Here is a 20,073-nt window from a genome sequence, read left to right as displayed (position 1 = left end):
TCTACTTTCAACTCTTTACAAACTTTAAATCACTTTTAAATATTAATCTGCTGTATATGCTTTATAATTTTACCAAATGGTAATAAAAATTTTTTATTTTATTATATAAAGAGGTATTAATGAATAAAACAATATTAATTAGATATGGCGAATTAGTTCTAAAAAGAAAAAATCGTAAACATTTTATAAAAATACTAAAAGAAAATATTGAAAATCAGTTAAAAACAAAGGTAAATGCTCAATTTGACAGAATGTACATTGACTATTCTAAAAAAAATTTAGATGGCCTAAAATATATTTTTGGAATTAGTTCTTATTCAGTAGTGACATTATTGGAAATGAATATAGATTTAGTCAAGAATCATATTTTAAAAATTATTCAGGAAAAAAGCAATGTTCAAACTTTTAAAATTTCATCAAAAAGAAATAATAAATCATTTGAATATAATTCAATGCAAATCAATAATATGCTTGGTAAATTTGTTCTTACAAATTCAAATTGAAAAGTCGATGTTCATAATCCAGATATTCAAATTAATATTGAAGTAAGAAGAGAAAGCATTGCTGTATTTGAAAATTCTATTCAAGCATTAGGAGGTCTACCAGTTGGAGTTTCAGGAAAAGTTTTGTGTCTTTTATCCGGAGGTATAGACTCTCCTGTGGCCGCTTTCAAGCTTATAAAAAGAGGGTTAAAAGTTGATTTTTTAAGTTTTATTACTCCACCTCAAACTGATGAAAAAACTGTTGACAAAATGATGAGAGTTATTAAATTATTAAATAGATATCAACCTCAAGCTAAATATTACTTAGCAAACTATTCTGCATTAATGAACTATATAGGCTTAGTTTCAAATCAAGCTTATAAAATTAATTTAATGAGAAGAAGCTTTTACAGAATCGCCGAACAAATTTGTAAAAAAGATAAATATTTAGCAATTGCTAATGGTGATAATATTGGTCAAGTAGCAAGTCAAACCCTTGAATCAATTAATGTAATTAGAAATGTATGTTCATTTCCAATATTTAGTCCTTTATTAACTAATGATAAAATAGAGACAATTAATATTGCAAAGGAAATAGGAACATATGATATTTCCATTGAAAAAGCCAATGAAACATGTGAGCTTTTTGCACCTGAAAAACCAATAATCAAACCAACGCTATTTGAAGCTCAAAAACTAGAAGAAGAACTTTCAATGCTCAATGATCTTGAAAAATCATTATTAGAAAATGACATTGAAATTTTAAAAATAACAGATAAATAGAATAAAATTAATACTAAGGAGATAACATGGTTATTACAAAAGAAATAATAAAAGATAAAATGTTACTTAAAGGAACATTTGATTCACAAGAAAAAGAAAAATTAATTGACAAGTTTGGAAGTATTACTGAATATATTTCAGAAAATGAAGCATATATTTTTTTAGGTGATAAACAAAAATTTACAATAGAATCATTAACAAACATAGTAAATATTATTGTGAAAAACAAAATTAGAAACTTTCAAATTGATGTTAAAAGTTTTACAACAAAAGAAATTTGTCCTACAACTGTAGCAGCAATTTTTATTGAAGCTAATGCATATAATGAAGAAATTTGAAACTTAAAAACAAAAAAACAAGATGCATCAAATCATTCATTACTTATTAATACAGATTTAGATGAAGAAAAAATTAATGAAGTTAAAATTATTGCAAAACAAGTTAAGTTTGCAAGAAATTTACAAATTATGACCCCTAATATTTTGAATTCAGAAGTTATGGCTGATGAAATCGTTAAGCAAGTAACTGATTTAAAAGTAAAAAATTTAACTGTTAAAGTATTAAATAAAAAAGAAATAGAAAAAGAAAAAATGGGGCTGCTTCTTTCTGTTAATAAAGGAAGTATGTATGAGCCTAGAGTAGTTGTATTAGAGTATAAAGGGAATCCAGATTCTAATGAAAAAATGGTTTTCGTAGGCAAAGGTATAACATTTGATTCAGGCGGTTATTCTTTAAAACCTAGCAGAAGTATGTTAGGCATGAAGTTTGATATGTCTGGAGCGGCAATAGTTGCTTCCGCAGTTATGGCAATATCTCAATTACAACCTAAAGCTAACGTTTCAGCCGTTTTATGTATTACAGATAATAGAGTTAATGGTGATGCATCTCTTCCTGATTCAGTATGAACATCAATGAATGGAAAAACTGTAGAAATTAATAATACTGATGCTGAAGGAAGACTTGTTATGGCAGATGGCATTACATATGCTATAAGACGCTTAAATGCCACAAAAGTTCTTGATGTTGCCACATTAACAGGAGCAATTTTATCAGCTTTTGGTCATACATATACAGGAATTTGAAGTACAAGCGATCAAACATGAATTGAAATTAAAGAAGCAGCAAAAAGCGCAAACGAATTAATTTGAAGAATGCCCTTTAATGATGCATTTGCAAAAAATATTAAAAATTCTCAAGTTGCCGATTTAATTAATACTGATTTAAGCGGCATGGGCGGATCATGTTCTGCAGCAATGTTTCTTAAAGAGTTTGCACAAGATGTTAATTTCACCCATTGTGATATTGCAGGTACAGCAGAACAAAATGGAGTACCCACCGGAGTTTTAATTAAAACACTTACAAAAATGTTTGTTAAATAAAACAGAAAATCAGCCAAATTGCTGATTTTTGTTTTATTTATTTGTGTTTATATATATAATTATAAAGCCACAGAAATAGTTAAGGCATAACCTGGTCAGGATGGAAACATAGCAGCCATATTGTTGTTAACTATGTTCTGTGGTCTTTTTTATAATTTTTTTATTTTTAATTTATTTTCAGCATATTCAATTAAGTATTCATTTTCTGAAATAATTTTTCCTTCAATAATATTTAAAGCAATAAAGCTTTCAATATTATTTTGAATATATCTTTTTATTGGTCTTGCACCAAATTCAGAATCAAACCCTTCTTGTGCTACATGCATTATTACTTTAGGCGCAAAATTAATTACTATATTATTATTTTCTTTTATTCTTGTAGAAAGTTTTTTTAATTCTAGTTCAACAATTTTTTCTATTTCAGCATGATTTAATTTATTGAATGGAATAATTTCATCAATACGATTTAAAAATTCAGGTCTAAAAAATTTTGAAAGAATTTTTCTCAATTCTAAAACAGTTAATTTTGAATTAAGAATTTCATAACTACCTATATTTGTAGTCATAATTACAATTAAATTACGACAATTAATAACTCTACCCTTTGCATCTGTAAATTGACCATTATCTAAAACTTGAAGTAATATATTAAGAACATCAGGATGTGCCTTTTCAATTTCATCAAGCAACAAAACAGTATATGGTCTTTTTCTTATTTTTTCAGCAACCTGTCCACCTTCATCAAAACCAACATACCCTGGAGGACTTCCTATAAATTTAGAAACACTATGTTTTTCCATAAATTCAGACATATCAATTCTTATAATATGTTTTTCTGAATCAAATAGCATATTTGCCAAATTTTTAGCAAGTTCAGTTTTACCAACGCCAGTTGAACCCATAAACATAAACGAAGCAAATGGGCGATTTGGATCATTTATGTTGGCTTTTGCCCGCATTACAGCATCTGAAACCTTATTAATAGCTTCTTTTTGGCCTATAACCATTTTGTTTAAACTTTCTTTAAGTTCTAAATATTTTTCTTTTTCTTCTTTTAAAAGTTTTGCAACAGGAATATTTGTTCACTTAGCAACAATTTGAGCTATTTCTTCTTCAGTAACATTTATTTTAACTAAATTTTCATATTTTTTTTGTTCTAAAGATAATTTTTCTATTTTTCGCTCAGTTTCAGGAATTAAAAAGTTTTGTATTTTACCCGCTTGTTCATATTCGCCATTATTAATATATAAATCTTTATAATATTTGTAATTTTCTAATTGTTTTACTAATTTAGCATTTTCTTCAAGTATTGATTTTTCTTTTTCTCATTTTGAAGTAATTTCTTCTATTTTTTTATTTTGTAATGCTATTTTTTCTTCCAGTTCTTTTAATCTATCGCTTTTAGTTTTATCATTTTTAATAGCATGATGTTCCATTTTTAAATGAACGCTTTCAAGTTTTGCTTTATCAAGTTCTTCTGGCTGATAATTCATTTCAGTTTTAAGTGTCGCGGCAGCCTCATCAATTAAATCTATAGCTTTATCTGGTAAATAGCGATCAGTAATATATCTATTGCTCAATTTAACTGCTGCTACCAATGCATTATCATCAATTTTTACTTTATGAAAAGCTTCAAAACGTTTTTTTATACCTCTTAAAATTGTTATCGCACCTTCAACAGAAGGTTCATTTACAGTGATTGGTTGCATTCTTCTTTCTAGTGCTGAATCTTTTTCAATATATTTTCTATATTCATTATATGTTGTAGCCCCTATTAAGTGAAGTTGCCCTCTAGCCATTAGTGGTTTTAATATATTAGCAGCATCTAAACCACCATCTGAAGATCTACCAGCACCAACTAAAGTATGTATTTCATCAATAAATATTATTATATTTCCATTAGAACTTTCAATTTCTTTAAGCACTTGCTTTAATCTTTCTTCAAATTGGCCTTGATAACTAGCTCCAGCAATAAGCGAAGCTATTTCAAGTTCATAAACAATTTTATTTTTTAAGTTTTCAGGAACATTTCCCGTAGTAATTTTTTGTGCCAAACCCTCAACAATCGCTGTTTTACCAACACCTGGCTCTCCAACAAGAACAGGGTTATTTTTTGTTTTTCTTGATAAAATACGAATCATTCTTCGGATTTCATCATCTCTATTTATTACAGGCTCAAGCTTATTTTCAATAGCAAGTTGAGTTAAGTTTCTTCCAAATTTATCTAAAACAGATTTTTGCTCTTTTTTATTTTTATTATTTAAAATATTATCAAAGTTGTAGTCCATAACCACCTCCTTAATTATATTTTAGCACTCTAATGATTAAAGTGCTAAATTTATCTAAAAATCTTTTAGGGAATATTGCATTAAATAAAGATACAAACAAAGTGTTAAACACGAACAAAAAAAATGTCACTATAAAATTTATTTTACACCACAGCAACTTGCTGTAGTGTTTTTCGCCACAAATTACTTTAAATTCTCTCATTGTTGTATTAATTTACGAAATTTCTTATAACTTTTTTAAGTTCTTTTAATGTCATCTTGCTTATTTTAATTCTATTTAAATATTCTGATTTTAGAATCGAAAATTAATATTTAATCTTATGATTATCAAGTGAATTACTCACTCTTGAAAGTGATATTTCACCATTATTATTTCTTATTTTATCAATATACACTTTGTTTGTATATTGAAACCTATGATTAGAATGGATGATGAATTTTTCATTTTTTGTTATTTTTAACAAATCATTAACATTATCTAAAACAAAATTTAAATCATTATTAGTTTTATAACTTATAATTGCAGACAAGAAAACATGATTTTATTTAGAATCCCTTGTTCCTTCAATATAAGTGACATCAGTTGCATAAATGTTTCGATTTTGATTATCGTTGTAATCTCTGTTTACAATGTTCTCAAATTTAGCAGTTGTATCTTTATTTTCGCGTTTTTTGCGTTTTCGTTTAATCTCGCATTTTAAACATAAACGGCTCATATCGCGACCTAAAGTACGTAAATTTATATAAATATTGTGCTTTTTAGCAATAAATTGACTTAAACGCACTCTTTTATAAACTTTTTTATGTGAAGCAAATGCATTTATGAGAATGTTGTAATATTCTTTAGTTTTCACAACATTTTCTAACTTTTTTCATCTAAATAGTGTTCTTTTAGAAACATTAAATAGCTTTGCTAATTCATTTATTGATAGTTTTCCTTTATATTCTTTTACTATTAACTTCTTTTGTTCTTTAGTAAAAGTGACATTTTCTTCAAGAATTGAAAGTAACTTATCAACTTTAGTAGAGTTCATTTCTTTCCAGGTGCTCTACTACCTGGTCTTCTATTTATGACCCGCTTACCTTCAACTAATAAATCTTACATTCCTTTACTATAATATGAAATAATCATTTTGGTAAGGTGGCGTTTTTGATAAAAGCTAATTTGTGCAAGATATTAATAGCTACCTTTATAGCTCTTTTCATTCCCAATTGCTCATACTCTTTAAAAATAATTTCATTCTCTTCTTTAATAAAGTGTCTAGACATTTTGCTCTCCTATAACATACAGGTAACACAAAAAAGACACTCTATACAAGAGTGCCATTTTTTGTCCTAGTCTAACTTGTGCTTTTTTTAATTTAATTTAAAAGCCTAAAAACAGAAATATTAAATGCCCTTTCTTTTTATTTTAATTTTAATGTAAACTTCATATGCTAAATAAACATTACTAAATGCATTTTTATTTTTAATAATTAATTTAAGAAAAAATAACCAAAATTCTTAAATTTTTTTCTTTTCAAAATTTTCTTTTTCTTTTCATATTTATTAATGGATAAAAAATTTTAATATCCAAAAACACAAATATGCAACCATATTATTTATTTTATATTTTATAGTTTTTTTAATTTAATTAAAAAAAAGCACAAAGCAAAAAATATAAAAATAACAATAATTAAAATTGAATGTAATTTTAATTATAGATTTAAGTTTTTTATTATTTATTCACAAACATTTAATACTTAAAATTACATTTATATATCAAAAAGCAGCATTTTAAAAATAACCACTTTTTATTTTTAAAATTTTTGATTAATTTTAATAGCCCTTTTATTAAAGTATTAATTATTTTATAAGGAGTAAAAATGTCAAACAATATTAAATTAAATAATATAATTAAAATAACAGAAAAAGAATATAAAGAAATTATTAAAAAGTATATTAAAGGCGATAAATATAAAGTAAATTTTGTTCTTCTTGGTCAAGCTATATGCACTATTTATAATAAAGAAAAGCAAAAACAAATAAAGCCCGAAAAAGGAGATGAAATGACTAGAGAAGAATTTATGAAATATCAAAATCAGCTTATAAATACAATAAAAGCAAATCAAATAGAAACTGTCAAAATGTTTGAAAAAGTTGAAAAACAGCGCCAAGCAGACAAAATTGAACTTCAAAATCAATTTACAAACATGTTAAAAGTATACCGTGAAGAAACTGCCAAAATGTTTGAAAAAGCTGAAAAACAGCGCCAAGCAGACAAAATCGAACTTCAAAATCAATTTACAAACATGTTAAAAGCATACCGCGAAGAAACTGCCAAAATGTTTGAAAAAGCTGAAAAACAGCGCCAAGCAGACAAAATCGAACTTCAAAATCAATTTACAAACATGTTAAAAGCATACCGCGAAGAAACTGCCCAAATGTTTGAAAAAGCTGAAAAACAGCGCCAAGCAGACAAAATCGAACTTCAAAATCAATTTACAAACATGTTAAAAGCATACCGCGAAGAAACTGCCCAAATGTTTGAAAAAGTTGAAAAACAGCGTCAAAAAGATAAAGCAGAAGCCGAAAGACAACGTTTAGCTGATAAGTTAGAATTTGAAGAAAAACTTAATAAAATGGAACAAAAATGAGATCAAAAATTCGATTCATTAACTAGTTTGATTAAAAATAATCATGTTGAGATTACTAACAGATTAGACAAAATTGAAGCCGATGTTGAAATGCTAAAATCATTTCACAAAGAAGACATTTTGAATTATAAAAATATTAAGTAATTATAAAATGCAAATTAAAACATAAAATAACATCTATTTAAATCTCATAGATGTTATTTTTTATTTTTATGAAGTCATAATTAAAATTTGTTTTAAAAATAAAAAAATATTAAAATTATTAAATTATAAATTTTTAATTTAAAAAATGTGTCTTATAGTTTCTTATTTAAATGGTTTTATTTATTAAAAACAAAGCAACCTAAAATTTTATTAATTATAAAAAATTTAATAAGAATAAACGTCTTAGGATTAAAGTAAAAATATAATTTACCCTCAAATTAAAAAAGGTAATAAATTTTGTCATTTTAGTTTAACATAACTTGCACTTTTTTATTATTTATCTTGCTCAAATTTATAATTGCTTATTTGAGCGTAAACTGATTTGTCATTCACATATTCCATGTATTTATTTTTATTTTTTATTGTTCATAAAATAATTGGCAGTCCAACATTTTTATATTTTTCTTTATTTTTATCATATAAAACTATTCAAGGATTTATATAATGGCAAATTTCTTTAATTTCAATTAACGGTACTTTTTTAAATTGTGTTTCGGTTCAAAATAAGTAAGCCAATAAATATTTATTGCTTAGCTTTCTCATATTTCTTAGTGATTGAAAATTAAATGAAGAAAAAATAATTTTTTCAAAATATTTTTGACCATACTTTTTTGATAAAGCATGAAGTTTTTCTTCAATACCTAGATATTTTTTTTGATCAGTTTTAATTTCAACATTAATTACTGTATAAAGATCTAAATATTTATCTAAAAATTCTTCTAGAGTCATAATTTCTTGTTTTCTAGTATTTAATTTGAAAAATTTAGAGTGATCATCTTTTTTAAGATCTGCTAATGTAGAAAATTCAATTTCTTTATTAGTTAAAGCAGTTCTATTTGTGGTTTCATCATGAATAATAACTAACTTTTTATCTTTTGTTAAGTGAACATCAAGTTCTACACCATCAAAAGCAAAATTATAAGCAGTTTGAAATGCTAAATCAGTATTTTCGGGAGCTATCCCAGAATATCCTCTATGTGCTAATATTAATTGTTTATTATGCATTTTCTAATGTTCTCCATCTATGATTTATTTTACCTAATTTTTTTAATTCTTTTACATTTGAAATATAAACAATAAGAGCTGCCAACAAACCTATTAGTGCAATACCTAAACAAATTAATAAAATAATTTGATAACCTAAAACAGATGTGTTTTTTTCATTAATTTCTGTATAGTGTTTTCCTACAGCTGCAGTAATCTGATATAGTCAAGCATCGGTTGAAAAACCAATAAATGAAAGCACCCCAATACTTGATGCATACGTATTTTTTTCAAGATGAATTTCGCCAATTTGTGTATATCTTAATGTAACCATTATTCATGAAAGAACACCAGTCATAATAAATAAAATAGCACACAATACCACTACTCAAATTTTTGAAATTTTATTTGTTGGAGCGGCAAATCCTAATAAAATTAAAGCACCAACAACAAAAATGCCAATTGCGGTTGTAATAATTAAAAATAAAATATATGATTTAAATTTATCAGCCCACTTGCCAACAAATGTAGACACTAATGTTCTCAAAGCATATGTTCTAATTCCGCCTAAAATCGTAACTAAAATCATAGGAGCAAGAAAAGCATTTTGCATTAATTGAACTAAATAATATGCAAACACGCTTTGAAATGTATACATACCCATTAAAAATATTGAAAGAGCTCAAAGTTTTCAGTTTTTCATTGCTTTAAAAATTTCAATAATATTTTTTTTAACTTTAAGTTTTGATAATTTCTCTTTAGATTTTTCCAAAGGTTTTTCTGGAACTAAAAAAAGAACTAAAAATGAGGTAAGAATTAAGAATGCAGCAATTAAGAAGGCATACACAGCAAAAGGTAATGCTTTTAGTTCTGTATTTGCTACAGCAGGTGATCACAATGTTGTAATTAATATACCAGTTAAAAATACAAATATCAATCCCACTACGCCATTAGCTGTACCCTGAATACCATATGCTAATCCTTGATTTTCTTTAGTTGTTTGTTGTGAAACCAACTTTCAAAGTGGCGTTCAAAACACTAAGGTTGTGCTTATACCCCACAGCGATCATATAATTGCATATTGTACAAACAATGCTTGTTGCGTAAGTTTAGGATTGTGTGATTCTAAAATAATAATACCAAATCAAATTGTTAACAATCCGGTAGTAAAAACGGCAGACCATAAAAGCCATTTAGAGCTAAATTTATTAGCAAGAAAGCCACCGGGCAATTGAGTAATTAAAGTAATATAACCAATAATAGAAGTTAAAGTTGCTACTTGATCTTCAGTGATATTTAAATATAAATGCAAGTTTGGAATTATATTTTTAATATAATATGGAGCCGCAATAACAAAAACATCAGCAGCAGCTAATATAATTAGAGCAATAATTTGTCTAATAGTTAATCCATGCAATGACAATTTCTTCATTTTTTTCCTTTTTATAATACAAAAACAAAATTAACAATCAAAATGTAAAATACTTTTAATTATTTTTACTTTTTATTAATTAATTTTAATAACAACATAATATAAGCAAAATTAACTATTATTATCATAAAAAAAGTTCATATTTTCAATTGAAATAATTATTTTACACTTAACAAATATTATTATTTGTAGACAATTTATTCTAAATTAGTTGCAAATTTACTGAATTGATAATAAAGTATATTTAGTTATTAATTAATTTTGCTATTAAGTTTTTTAAACGTCTACATTTTAATTATTGTATAAAGCTTAAACTTTCAATGATAAGAATTTTATATTGTGAAAAATTTGGAAATTTTTGTTATATACAAAGATACAAGTAAATTAAATTGTGATATTAAAACACATTAAATTAAAAATATTTAAAAGAAAAACTACCATAATTTGGTAGCCGTACTTAATAGGTAAAAGTATATTCTCTCAAATTAGTATCTATATTGTAATTTATTTGGATTTTAAGAATATTTCCTTCTAATTTTTCTTTTAATAAATTTGATCATTCAATAATTATGATTTTATCACCAAAAAAATCTTCGAATTCTTCAAGAGAACCTTTAAAGTTATATAAATCAATATGAATAAATTTATCATATACCTTTATATAATTAAAACTAGGCGAATTAACAACTTTTTTTTCATCCAATAATTTTGCTATATATTTAATAAAAGTTGTTTTCCCCGCCCCCAACTCACCATCTAACAAAATAAATTTAAAATCATTATTAATAATTTTATCTACAATTTTTTTAATTTGAGCATTATTGGAGAAATCTAAAGATGAAATAATTTTTAGTTTCATTATTTACCAAATCTAAAATGACAAATATCACCATCTTGCATAATATATGTTTTGCCTTCAAGGCGCATTTTTCCGGCATTTTTAGCACCAATTTCACCATTATTTTCGATAAAATCTTGATATGAAATAACTTCTGCTTTAATAAATTTATTTTGAAAATCTGTATGAATAATACCTGCGCATTCTGGAGCATTCATGCCATCTTTATATACTCAAGCGCGCACCTCAATTTTTCCTGCTGTAAAATAAGTTTTTAAACCTAAAATATCAAAAGTCATTTTAGCAAGTTTGTTTAAACTAGTATCTTGAAGATTATACATTTCAAGAAATTCTTCTCTGCTTTCATCATCAACTTGAGATATTTCATTTTCAGCTAAAATAGAAATAGGTAATAAAGGCGCTTCTTTTAAAAATATTTTTAGCTGTTTATAATATTTATTATTTTCAAAATCATTTATTGAATCAGAATCAATATTTGCTACATAAATCATAGGTTTTGAAGTTAAAAATTGATATTTTTTTAAAATATTTTCTTCATTAATAACATCAGGATGATTATAAATTAATTGACCATTTTCAAGTATTTTTTGTATTTTATAAAATAAATTTAATTCTAATACGGCTTCCTTATCACCACTTTTTGCCTTTTTATTAATTTTTGCTATCATACTTTCAATTGAATTTAAATCAGCTAAAATCAATTCTTCATTTATAACTTGAACATCAAAAACGGGGTCAATTTTATTATTAACATGCATAATATCTTTATTTTCAAAGCAGCGAACAACATGAACAATGGCATTAACTTCCCTAATATTTCCCAAAAATTTATTGCCAAGCCCTTCGCCTTTTGAAGCCCCTTTTACTAATCCGGCAATATCAACAAAATCAAATGTGGCATATTGAATTTTATCAGGCTTAACAATTTCAGCCAATTTTTGAATTCTTTCATCTTCTAGTTTTACTGTGCTAATATTTGGTTCAATAGTAGTGAATGCGTAATTTCTCGATTCAACCATTTTTTTTGTTAATGCCGTAAATAAACAACTTTTGCCTACATTAGGAAGACCTACAATTCCTGCTTTTAATGCCATAATTTCTCCTTATAATTTTATTATTTTTTAATTATATAAAAAAAGTTAAAAACTTAATTGATTTGTAACACCGTTTTAAATTATTTATTTTATCTTTTATAAAATATTTTATTAATTTAAATAATAAAAGTATAAATAAAAAATCACCCAAAGGCAATTTTCTATTTATAGTATTCTTATTTAAGAATTTTTGTTACTGTACCAGCACCAACAGTTCTACCACCTTCACGGATTGAGAACTTTGTACCTTCTTCAACAGCAATAGGAGCAATCAATTCAACAGTTAAGTCTACGTTGTCACCAGGCATAACCATTTCACGTCCCCCTTGAAATTTAACTCCACCTGTTACATCAGTTGTTCTGAAATAGAATTGTGGTTTGTAGTTTTGGAAGAAAGGTGTGTGACGTCCCCCTTCTTCTTTTTTAAGTGCATAAATAGCAGCTTCAAATGTTGTGTGAGGAATAATTGATTTAGGTTTTGCTAAAACTTGTCCACGTTCAATATCATCACGGTTAACACCTCTTAATAATAATCCAGCGTTATCTCCAGCGATAGCTTGTTTAAGGTTTTTACGGAACATTTCAATTCCTGTAACAACAGTTTTTTTAGTTGGTTTTAAACCAACAATTTCAACTTCTTCATTTAAGTTTAAAACGCCACGTTCAACTCTACCTGTAGCAACAGTTCCACGTCCTGTAATTGTGAAAACGTCTTCAACAGCTAGTAAGAATGGTTTGTCCATTTCTTTAACTGGTGTATCAATTCATGAGTCAACTGCATCCATAAGTTCCATAACTTTTTCTTCATATGCAGGGTCTCCGTTAAGAGCTTTAAGAGCTGAACCTTGAATAATAGGTGTATTTTTACCATCAAATCCATATTCTGTCAATAAGTCTCTAATTTCTTCTTCAACTAATAAAATCATTTCTTCATCTTGAAGCATGTCTACTTTGTTTAAGAAAACAACCATTTTAGGAACTCCAACTTGTTTTGAAAGCAAGATGTGTTCTCTTGTTTGAGGCATTGGCCCATCTGTTGCAGCAACAACTAAGATACCACCATCCATTTGTGCAGCACCTGTAATCATGTTTTTAACATAGTCAGCGTGACCAGGACAGTCTACGTGTGCGTAGTGTCTTTTTTCTGTTTCATATTCGATGTGTGATGTATTAATTGTAATTCCACGTGCTTTTTCTTCAGGGGCATTATCAATTGAAGCATAGTCTTTGGCTTCTGATAATCCTTTTTTTGCTAATACTGTAGCAATAGCAGCTGTTAATGTTGTTTTTCCGTGGTCAACGTGACCAATTGTCCCAATATTAACGTGCTCTTTACTACGGTCAAAATCTATTTTTGCCATTTTATTTCCTTTCATTAAAAATAATGTTTGTATGTTTTAACGCGTTAAACCATCCAAAGTATAGCCTTTCAACTATATCCTGTCCATTGCTTTTATTTTATTTGTCTTTATATATTTTAACAAAAAAAACATTTTACGAAAAAATAATTGAAGAACGACCAAATCTCAGAACAATAAAAAAAGAAAAGAAACTTGAAATTTACTTCTTTATTTCTTTTCTAAATTACTGTTAAGCTTTTTCAATTCATCTAAAATTAGTTCATTTGTGGTAGGCTTTGCTGGTTCAACAGTTACATTTTTTTCTTTAATAATTTTTTGTTTTATTTTAAAAATTATTGTTTTTATAAATATATAACTAGTTAAAAGCAAAAAAAGAAATAGAAAAACAATAACAAATGTTAAAAGCGCCGAAAAGAATTTTCCCCAATGCACCCCATTAAGTGTTCACTCTTCCAATCCCTTTGTATTACCAATTATTTTTAAAATATACTCCATTAAAACATCATTTGAAAGTGATTTAATAACTGCTCCAAATACAGAACCAATTAACAAACCAACAGCTAATATTAGCATATTTCCTTTTGATATAATCGCCTTAGCTTCCCTAAATGATTTTTTTAATAATGGCTTTATTTTAACTTTATCTTTTTCTTTATTATTCATAAATTTATTATATATAAAAACAACAATTATTTAAATAGTTAAAAATCATTAAATAGTTAAATTATTTTTTTAACATTCAAAAGTATATGTTTTATTAAAAGTTTTTTCATTAATTAATAATGAAATATAAATGTTTATTTTTCTTGCTGATATATTTTCAACTTGTCATCTAACTTTGGCATCACTGACGTTTAATCTAGTTATTAAATCTTTAATAAAATTACTTGAAAAATCTTTATCAAAATAAGGAGTTTCATTAATAGAATCATAACGAATTTCATTATAATAATCCGACAATTCTATTCTTGGAAATAAATTCTCGTGAGTATAAACTCTTTGTTCCAGCTCAATATTAGTTTCAATATTTTTTTCTTTAGAAATAACACAACTTACAGCAATAAAAGGAAAGGAAAAAAGCAAAGACGAAAACAATATTTTTAAGCATTTATTCTTTATCATTTTTCTTTTCCTCTAATATAATTTTTGAATCATTTTTCATTGAGCTTTCAAAACTTATTAAACTTTTTTCAATAAAAATTGATTTCTGTTTAAGGCAATTCATAGTAATTCTATTATTAGTTATTGCATCAATTTCTTTTTTTTGAATTTCATATAAATTATTTAAAAAATTTGGATTTTTAATATCATTATTTTCTGTAGTTTTTAATTTGATAATACCATTATATTTATCTAATAAAGGTTTATCAATTTTTATTTTGTAATAAACATTAATATTTTTAAAAATATCGACATCAAAATTAAGTGTAGGTGTTAATGCACCTGAAAAACTATATGGAATAATATAACCATTTTTACCATCTAATGTTTCAACTGTAGTTTTTAAATTATAATCATATTTTGTGCTTTTGTAACTACCAATTTCAATTCAATTTTCAGCACTAATTCGCTGCGTCATATCCTTTAAATTTGCTAGTTCACTATTAATTAAAAAATTTGTTAACATATTTGGTTTAGTTAATAATTTATATTTTAAAAAGCTATTTGAATTTTCATTATTTGTATATATAGAAAATCATTCTGTATTATTTGTTAAAGCATTTTCAATTGAAAAAGAAGGCGCGATATTTACTACACTATATCCAAAATCTTTAGTTGGATATGAATAATAATCCATAAAATAATATAAATAAATTTTAATAGTTTTAATAACTTTTACTTTTAATTCATGAGTAGTATCAATTTGAAAATCCTTTTTATAGTTGTTCATTCTAGATTCATTTATAACGCTAAAACTACTGCGCTCTTTTTTATTATTAGATTCTAGATCATATATTTGTACAACTAATTCAGACACTTTATCTCATTTATTAAAATCAAGCTTATCTTGAGTTATTCTATATGTGCCTCATCCTTCTAGCGAATCATGTTGTTTTAATTTAATATTCTGCTCTTCAAACGTTTTTGTTCTATTAATAAAAACTTTTATACCAAAGTTGTGATCTACTATTTTTTTATAGCGATCTATAATAAGCATATCAATATAAAATTCTCTTGTTTTAGGATTAATTTCTATATTGAAATACTCATTTTTATCCATTCCTTTACTATCAATTCTACCTGTAAACTCTTCTACCAACTCAGGCGATTTTTCAACTTTTTCAACTACTGCATAGTTTGCAATCATTTAAAATCCAAACATACAGTTAATAAATTCATCAACTGCCTGATGTTTTCTTTTATAATAAGTTGTTTTAGAAAAATACATATCTTTTCAATCTTTTTTACTATTTTGATTAATGTAATCATTATAGATGATTAAATAAGATGTAGGGCTTAACAAGTTTAACACTTGATCAAATATTGATAAGAATTTGACATTTTTTATTTCAGATAAATGCTTTTTAAGTTCAATTACTGAAAAACGATCAGAATTCTTTTTAATGATCATTGTGCCATAACGTCGATACATTTGGCATGCATCTTTTATTAGCTTTTGTTTTTCTGCAAATGTTAGTTTGCCAGTTACATTCATTTTATACCTCCATAAGCAAATAGCTAAAGAAAACTGAAAAAATTATAAAAATAAAAAAAATTACTACTTTTATTGAGTTTTTCTCAATCAAGTAGCAGTTTTAGTAACTTTTTGCAAAAATTACTCTTTTTTTAGTGTAGTTTCCAGTTATAATGCAAGGCTTAAGATTATGAATTTTTTGTTTAATTTTAACACATCTTGCTGAAGCACCAGTTTCATTTTGAATCTGTTCTTCGATTATTTCATCACCATCAAAAGGAGCAGAAACAAAATATCCTTGCGCAATTTTTTCTTTAAATTCATTATATGTATTAACACAAACAATTTTTTTATTTAATCTTTCAGCGGCTTTATTGTATAAATTTTTATTAATTTTTTCCATTAGTTTGTTAAAAAAAGCGACATTTATTTCATTAAAATTTACAATACTTTTTTCAAGAGTATCTCTTCTTACTACTGTAATAGTTTCATTTTCAAGATCTTTAGGACCAATTTCAATTCTTATTGGCGTCCCCTCAATTTCGCTTTGCGAACTTTTAAAGCCAGGTTGTTTATCGCTATCATCTAATCTTACCCTAAACTTTGAAGAAAGTTGATTATATAATTGTTTAGCCTTTTGAATTACTTGAGGATTTTTGTTGCCAAAAATTGTTAAAATATCAATTTGATTTTTTGCTACATAAGGCGGAATAACAATGCCGCGATCATCACCATGATTCATAATTATTGCTCCAATAAGTCTTGTTGAAGTTCCTCATGAAGTTTGATATACATATTCAAATTGATTTTCTTTATTTTTAAATTTTATATCATATGGTTTTGAAAAATTTTGTGCTAAATAATGACTTGTAGCACATTGTAATGCGCGACCATTTTTTGTCATAACCTCAATTGTATATGTTGAACATGCTCCAGCAAACTTTTCTCTAGGAGTTTTTTTACCAGCAATAGAAGGAATGGCTAAGTAATCTTTAAGAAATTTTTCATAAATGAATAACATTTTCCTTGTTAATTTTCTTGCTTCAAGAGGATCGGCATGAACCGTATGCCCTTCTTGTCATAAAAATTCTGAATTTCTTAAAAATGGTGTAGTAGTTTTTTCTCATCTAATAACATTTGTTCATTGATTAAAAATTAAAGGTAATTCGTTATTTTTATCAATATCTCTTTTAAATAACTCAGCAAAAATAACTTCTGAAGTCGGTCTAATGTATATATCTTCATATAATGGCTTATTTCCAACTTTTGTAATAGTAGCCAATTCAGGATTGAAGCCTTGAATATGATTCTTTTCTTTAGCAAATTGGCTTTGAGGTATTAACATAGGAAGGTAAACATTGCTTACGCCGTTTTTTTTAAATATATTATCTAAAATAGATTGAATATTTTCCCAAATCCCATATCCATTTGGCTTAAACATTATTGTTCCTTTAACAAGTCCGTAATCTATTAAATTACCATTTTTTACAACATCCACATATCATTTAGCAAAATCTTGATTTTGTGGAGTAATTTTATCTAATTTTTTCATAATATTATTTTATTAAAAAACAATTCAAAAAACTTTAATTATCTTAGATTTTTAAGTTGTTATTAAGTTTTTTATTTTCTTTAATTTTAAAACAAATAGAAAATTCACCTTTTAAAGAAGAGTTTTTTAATTGTTCTAATATTTTCTTAGGGGTACCAAAAAAATGCTTTTCATTAAGTTTTGTTAATTCTTTAACAAGATAAATTTCAACATCGTCATGAAAAACTTCTTCAAAATCTTCAATTGTAGCCATTAGTTTATATGGAGAAATGAAAGCAACATAAATTCCTTTAGATAATAAACTTAATTGATTTTTTCTTTTTCCTGTTTTTGCCTCTAAAAATCCTAAAAATGAATATGTATTTCCAAAAGAAGAATATACAAAAGTTAAAATTGATGCTGATGCACCTGGCAAAATTTCAAATTCATAATTATATTTTTTTACTTCAGATAATAATTTAAAACCAGGATCAGCAATAATAGGCATTCCGGCATCTGATATTAATGCAACATTTTTTCCCTCAGAAAGAAGATTAATTATTCCGCTTGAACTATTTTTTTCATTAAAAATATGATGAGCAATTAAAGGTTTTTTAATATTGTAATGATTTAAAAGTTTAATGCTAGTTCTAGTATCTTCGCAAGCAATATAATCAACCATTTCAAGAACTTCAAGAGCCCTAATTGTTATATCTTTTAGATTGCCTATTGGTGTGGGAACAATATATAATTTATTCATAATAACTCTCCATAATTTCCATTATTAATACTTCTTTTCATACAAAAAAATTTGATGAATACCTTGTTTTTTTATAATCAAAAACTAGTTTATTGATTTTTTCAAATACATTTAAAAAATCAATATTAAAGTTTTTAACTTTACTTAATTTGTTTTTATATTTTTTTCAAAGCACTCCATTTTTTAGCATCACATTTCTTAATAATAAAAGCAATAAATCAATAACAATTTTTCAACTTTTATAGTCTAAGTTTTGCTCCAAATACAACCCTAATTTATATTTATTTTTAGTTGATTCAATAAAAATTTTAATCAGCTCTTTTATTTTTTCTTCATTAAATTTTTTTAAAAAAGCAGCAATTTGTTCTTTATTTTGATATATTTCTAAAACTATTAAAGCAATATTAGAATCAATATCCTTAATTAAAAGCTGTTCTTCTTCTTTAGAAATAAAATCAGGTATTTTAATCTTTATTCCTCTTGATTGGATTGTTTTTGGTAATAACTCAAGATTTCTAGTGCTGATTAAAATACGCGAAAAAGCAGGCGGCTCTTCAATTAATTTTAAAGTATAACCAATAGCCTCTTTACTCATTAAATCAAAGTCTTTTATAAAAATGTATTTATAGCTTCCTTCTTTTTCCATTAAATATAGTTTTTGAAATGACTCAGTTAAGTATGCCTTATCTCCCGTATTAATTTCAGAATATTCATTAGGAAAATTTATAAGTGAAACCGAATTATTAAAAACCTGATCATAACTCAATTTTTTAATATTATCATTACTTAATTGATTGTAAAAATATAACATTCATTTTTCAATATCGACTTGTTTTGTAGAATAAAAAATATAGCAGTGACTTACTTGACCACTAGCAATTATTTTATCAAGTGTATTTTTAACATTGTTCATGTAACTCCAATAATTGTTGGAATTTAGGATGTTTTACAATAGCTTTAAAACAAGAATCAACAACATCTTTAAGTGAAGCCGAAGCATCTATTACTTGAATACGTTCGGGGTTATCTTTAATTACAATATTATATCCATGAATTAAACGTTTATAAAATTCTTCTTTTTCATAGTCCATTCTATTTAATTCTTTTTTATCTACCTTAAATTTTCTTTCGCGAGAAAGCTCAAATGATAAATTAAAATATAGTGTAAGATCAGGAATTGTATTTTCAATAGTTAAATCAGTTAATTTTTTAACCCTATCATATCCAAGCCCTCTTCCAAAACCTTGATAAACATAAAAAGAATCTATATAACGATCACAAATAATCAATCTATTATTTTTTAAAGCAGGCCAAATAGTCCCATCAAGATGAATTCTTCTTGCTGCTGAGTATAATATAGCTTCAGTTCAGTCAGACATATCAGTATTACCATCAAGAATAATTTCCCGAATTTTTTCAGCAGACGGCGAAGAAAAACCTCCAGGTTCTCTAGTAAAAATAGGACGCAATTTAGGATATTCGGATAGTATTTTTTTAAACAATAATCTACCAACAGTAGATTTCCCGCTTCCATCTATTCCTTCTAGAGTTACAAACATTTTTCCTCCAAATCTAATTGAATTTATTAGTATCCAACTTTGTATAATGTTAATTTTTATATTATATATATTTATTATTAAATATT

The 20,073-nt window shown here is 25.7% G+C and carries 20 protein-coding genes and 1 other RNA gene; 4 read left to right on the top strand and 17 right to left on the bottom strand.

What is annotated here, in order from left to right:
- The first annotated feature begins 119 nt into the window (after positions 1-119).
- From thiI to ffs, 3 genes are all read left to right on the top strand, one after another.
- Complete coding sequence (gene thiI, locus QMA87_RS00205) at positions 120-1,265, top strand: tRNA uracil 4-sulfurtransferase ThiI (protein ID WP_283833623.1); 1,146 nt, start codon at positions 120-122, stop codon at positions 1,263-1,265.
- A 26-nt stretch (positions 1,266-1,291) separates the two neighbouring features.
- The gene (locus QMA87_RS00200; protein WP_283833622.1) at positions 1,292-2,644 is read left to right on the top strand and encodes a M17 family metallopeptidase; all 1,353 of its coding nucleotides are present in this window, start codon (positions 1,292-1,294) and stop codon (positions 2,642-2,644) included.
- 59 nt (positions 2,645-2,703) lie between these two features.
- An RNA gene (ffs, locus tag QMA87_RS00195) (signal recognition particle sRNA small type) lies at positions 2,704-2,802 on the top strand.
- On the opposite strand, the gene QMA87_RS00190 is transcribed toward ffs, so the two are convergent.
- From QMA87_RS00190 to QMA87_RS00175, 4 genes are all read right to left on the bottom strand, one after another.
- Positions 2,794-4,932, bottom strand: coding sequence for an ATP-dependent Clp protease ATP-binding subunit (locus tag QMA87_RS00190; RefSeq protein ID WP_283833621.1), 2,139 nt, complete (start codon positions 4,930-4,932; stop codon positions 2,794-2,796). The two genes, ffs and QMA87_RS00190, sit on opposite strands and share 9 nt — an antisense overlap.
- 305 nt (positions 4,933-5,237) lie before the next feature.
- A complete protein-coding gene (locus tag QMA87_RS00185; RefSeq protein WP_283833620.1) occupies positions 5,238-5,462 on the bottom strand; it encodes a hypothetical protein in 225 nt (74 codons plus the stop codon).
- Between the two features lie 12 nt (positions 5,463-5,474).
- Positions 5,475-5,966, bottom strand: coding sequence for a transposase (locus tag QMA87_RS00180; RefSeq protein WP_283833619.1), 492 nt, complete (start codon positions 5,964-5,966; stop codon positions 5,475-5,477).
- 55 nt (positions 5,967-6,021) lie between these two features.
- A complete protein-coding gene (locus tag QMA87_RS00175; RefSeq protein ID WP_283833618.1) occupies positions 6,022-6,201 on the bottom strand; it encodes a hypothetical protein in 180 nt (59 codons plus the stop codon).
- A gap of 596 nt (positions 6,202-6,797) precedes the next feature.
- Between QMA87_RS00175 and QMA87_RS00170 the strand changes: the two genes are divergently transcribed.
- A complete protein-coding gene (locus tag QMA87_RS00170) occupies positions 6,798-7,712 on the top strand; it encodes a hypothetical protein (protein WP_283833616.1) in 915 nt (304 codons plus the stop codon).
- A 333-nt stretch (positions 7,713-8,045) separates the two neighbouring features.
- On the opposite strand, the gene QMA87_RS00165 is transcribed toward QMA87_RS00170, so the two are convergent.
- From QMA87_RS00165 to tmk, 13 genes are all read right to left on the bottom strand, one after another.
- The gene (locus QMA87_RS00165) at positions 8,046-8,777 is read right to left on the bottom strand and encodes a glycerophosphodiester phosphodiesterase family protein (protein ID WP_283823838.1); all 732 of its coding nucleotides are present in this window, start codon (positions 8,775-8,777) and stop codon (positions 8,046-8,048) included.
- Positions 8,770-10,188 (bottom strand): MFS transporter, encoded by a 1,419-nt coding sequence (locus tag QMA87_RS00160; RefSeq protein WP_283833614.1) that lies wholly within the window; start codon positions 10,186-10,188, stop codon positions 8,770-8,772. Before QMA87_RS00160 ends, QMA87_RS00165 begins: the two co-directional genes overlap by 8 nt.
- Before the next feature lie 457 nt (positions 10,189-10,645).
- Positions 10,646-11,047: a tRNA (adenosine(37)-N6)-threonylcarbamoyltransferase complex ATPase subunit type 1 TsaE gene (tsaE, locus tag QMA87_RS00155; RefSeq protein WP_283823840.1), complete on the bottom strand. Its 402-nt coding sequence runs from the start codon at positions 11,045-11,047 to the stop codon at positions 10,646-10,648.
- Complete coding sequence (gene ychF, locus QMA87_RS00150; protein WP_283833613.1) at positions 11,047-12,141, bottom strand: redox-regulated ATPase YchF; 1,095 nt, start codon at positions 12,139-12,141, stop codon at positions 11,047-11,049. Before ychF ends, tsaE begins: the two co-directional genes overlap by 1 nt.
- Positions 12,142-12,317: 176 nt before the next feature.
- Complete coding sequence (gene tuf / locus QMA87_RS00145) at positions 12,318-13,502, bottom strand: elongation factor Tu (RefSeq protein WP_283823842.1); 1,185 nt, start codon at positions 13,500-13,502, stop codon at positions 12,318-12,320.
- Positions 13,503-13,709: 207 nt separating this feature from the next.
- Positions 13,710-14,165 carry an MscL family protein gene (locus QMA87_RS00140; protein ID WP_283823843.1) on the bottom strand — a complete coding sequence of 152 codons (456 nt, stop codon included), beginning with the start codon at positions 14,163-14,165 and terminating at the stop codon, positions 13,710-13,712.
- A 69-nt stretch (positions 14,166-14,234) separates the two neighbouring features.
- Entirely contained in the window at positions 14,235-14,624 is a 390-nt protein-coding gene (locus QMA87_RS00135; protein WP_283823844.1) for an MHO_1590 family protein, read from the bottom strand.
- Complete coding sequence (locus tag QMA87_RS00130) at positions 14,611-15,810, bottom strand: MHO_1580 family protein (RefSeq protein ID WP_283827134.1); 1,200 nt, start codon at positions 15,808-15,810, stop codon at positions 14,611-14,613. The genes QMA87_RS00135 and QMA87_RS00130 overlap by 14 nt, the downstream gene beginning before the upstream one ends.
- On the bottom strand, positions 15,811-16,158 hold the full coding sequence (locus QMA87_RS00125; RefSeq protein WP_283823846.1) for an MG284/MPN403 family protein: 348 nt from the start codon (positions 16,156-16,158) through the stop codon (positions 15,811-15,813).
- 100 nt (positions 16,159-16,258) lie between these two features.
- The gene (proS, locus tag QMA87_RS00120; protein WP_283823847.1) at positions 16,259-17,689 is read right to left on the bottom strand and encodes a proline--tRNA ligase; all 1,431 of its coding nucleotides are present in this window, start codon (positions 17,687-17,689) and stop codon (positions 16,259-16,261) included.
- Between the two features lie 43 nt (positions 17,690-17,732).
- The gene (gene rsmI, locus QMA87_RS00115) at positions 17,733-18,428 is read right to left on the bottom strand and encodes a 16S rRNA (cytidine(1402)-2'-O)-methyltransferase (RefSeq protein ID WP_283823848.1); all 696 of its coding nucleotides are present in this window, start codon (positions 18,426-18,428) and stop codon (positions 17,733-17,735) included.
- Positions 18,421-19,341: a hypothetical protein gene (locus tag QMA87_RS00110; protein WP_283823849.1), complete on the bottom strand. Its 921-nt coding sequence runs from the start codon at positions 19,339-19,341 to the stop codon at positions 18,421-18,423. The genes rsmI and QMA87_RS00110 overlap by 8 nt, the downstream gene beginning before the upstream one ends.
- Positions 19,328-19,987: a dTMP kinase gene (tmk, locus tag QMA87_RS00105; protein ID WP_283830303.1), complete on the bottom strand. Its 660-nt coding sequence runs from the start codon at positions 19,985-19,987 to the stop codon at positions 19,328-19,330. Before tmk ends, QMA87_RS00110 begins: the two co-directional genes overlap by 14 nt.
- Positions 19,988-20,073: the final 86 nt, after the last annotated feature.

It is taken from the genome of Mycoplasma phocimorsus, from assembly GCF_030077875.1.
Taxonomy (GTDB): domain Bacteria; phylum Bacillota_I; class Bacilli_A; order Mycoplasmatales; family Metamycoplasmataceae; genus Mycoplasma_H; species Mycoplasma_H phocimorsus.
Note: the sequence above shows the minus strand (reverse complement) of the source record. Positions and strands in the feature narration are given on the sequence as shown.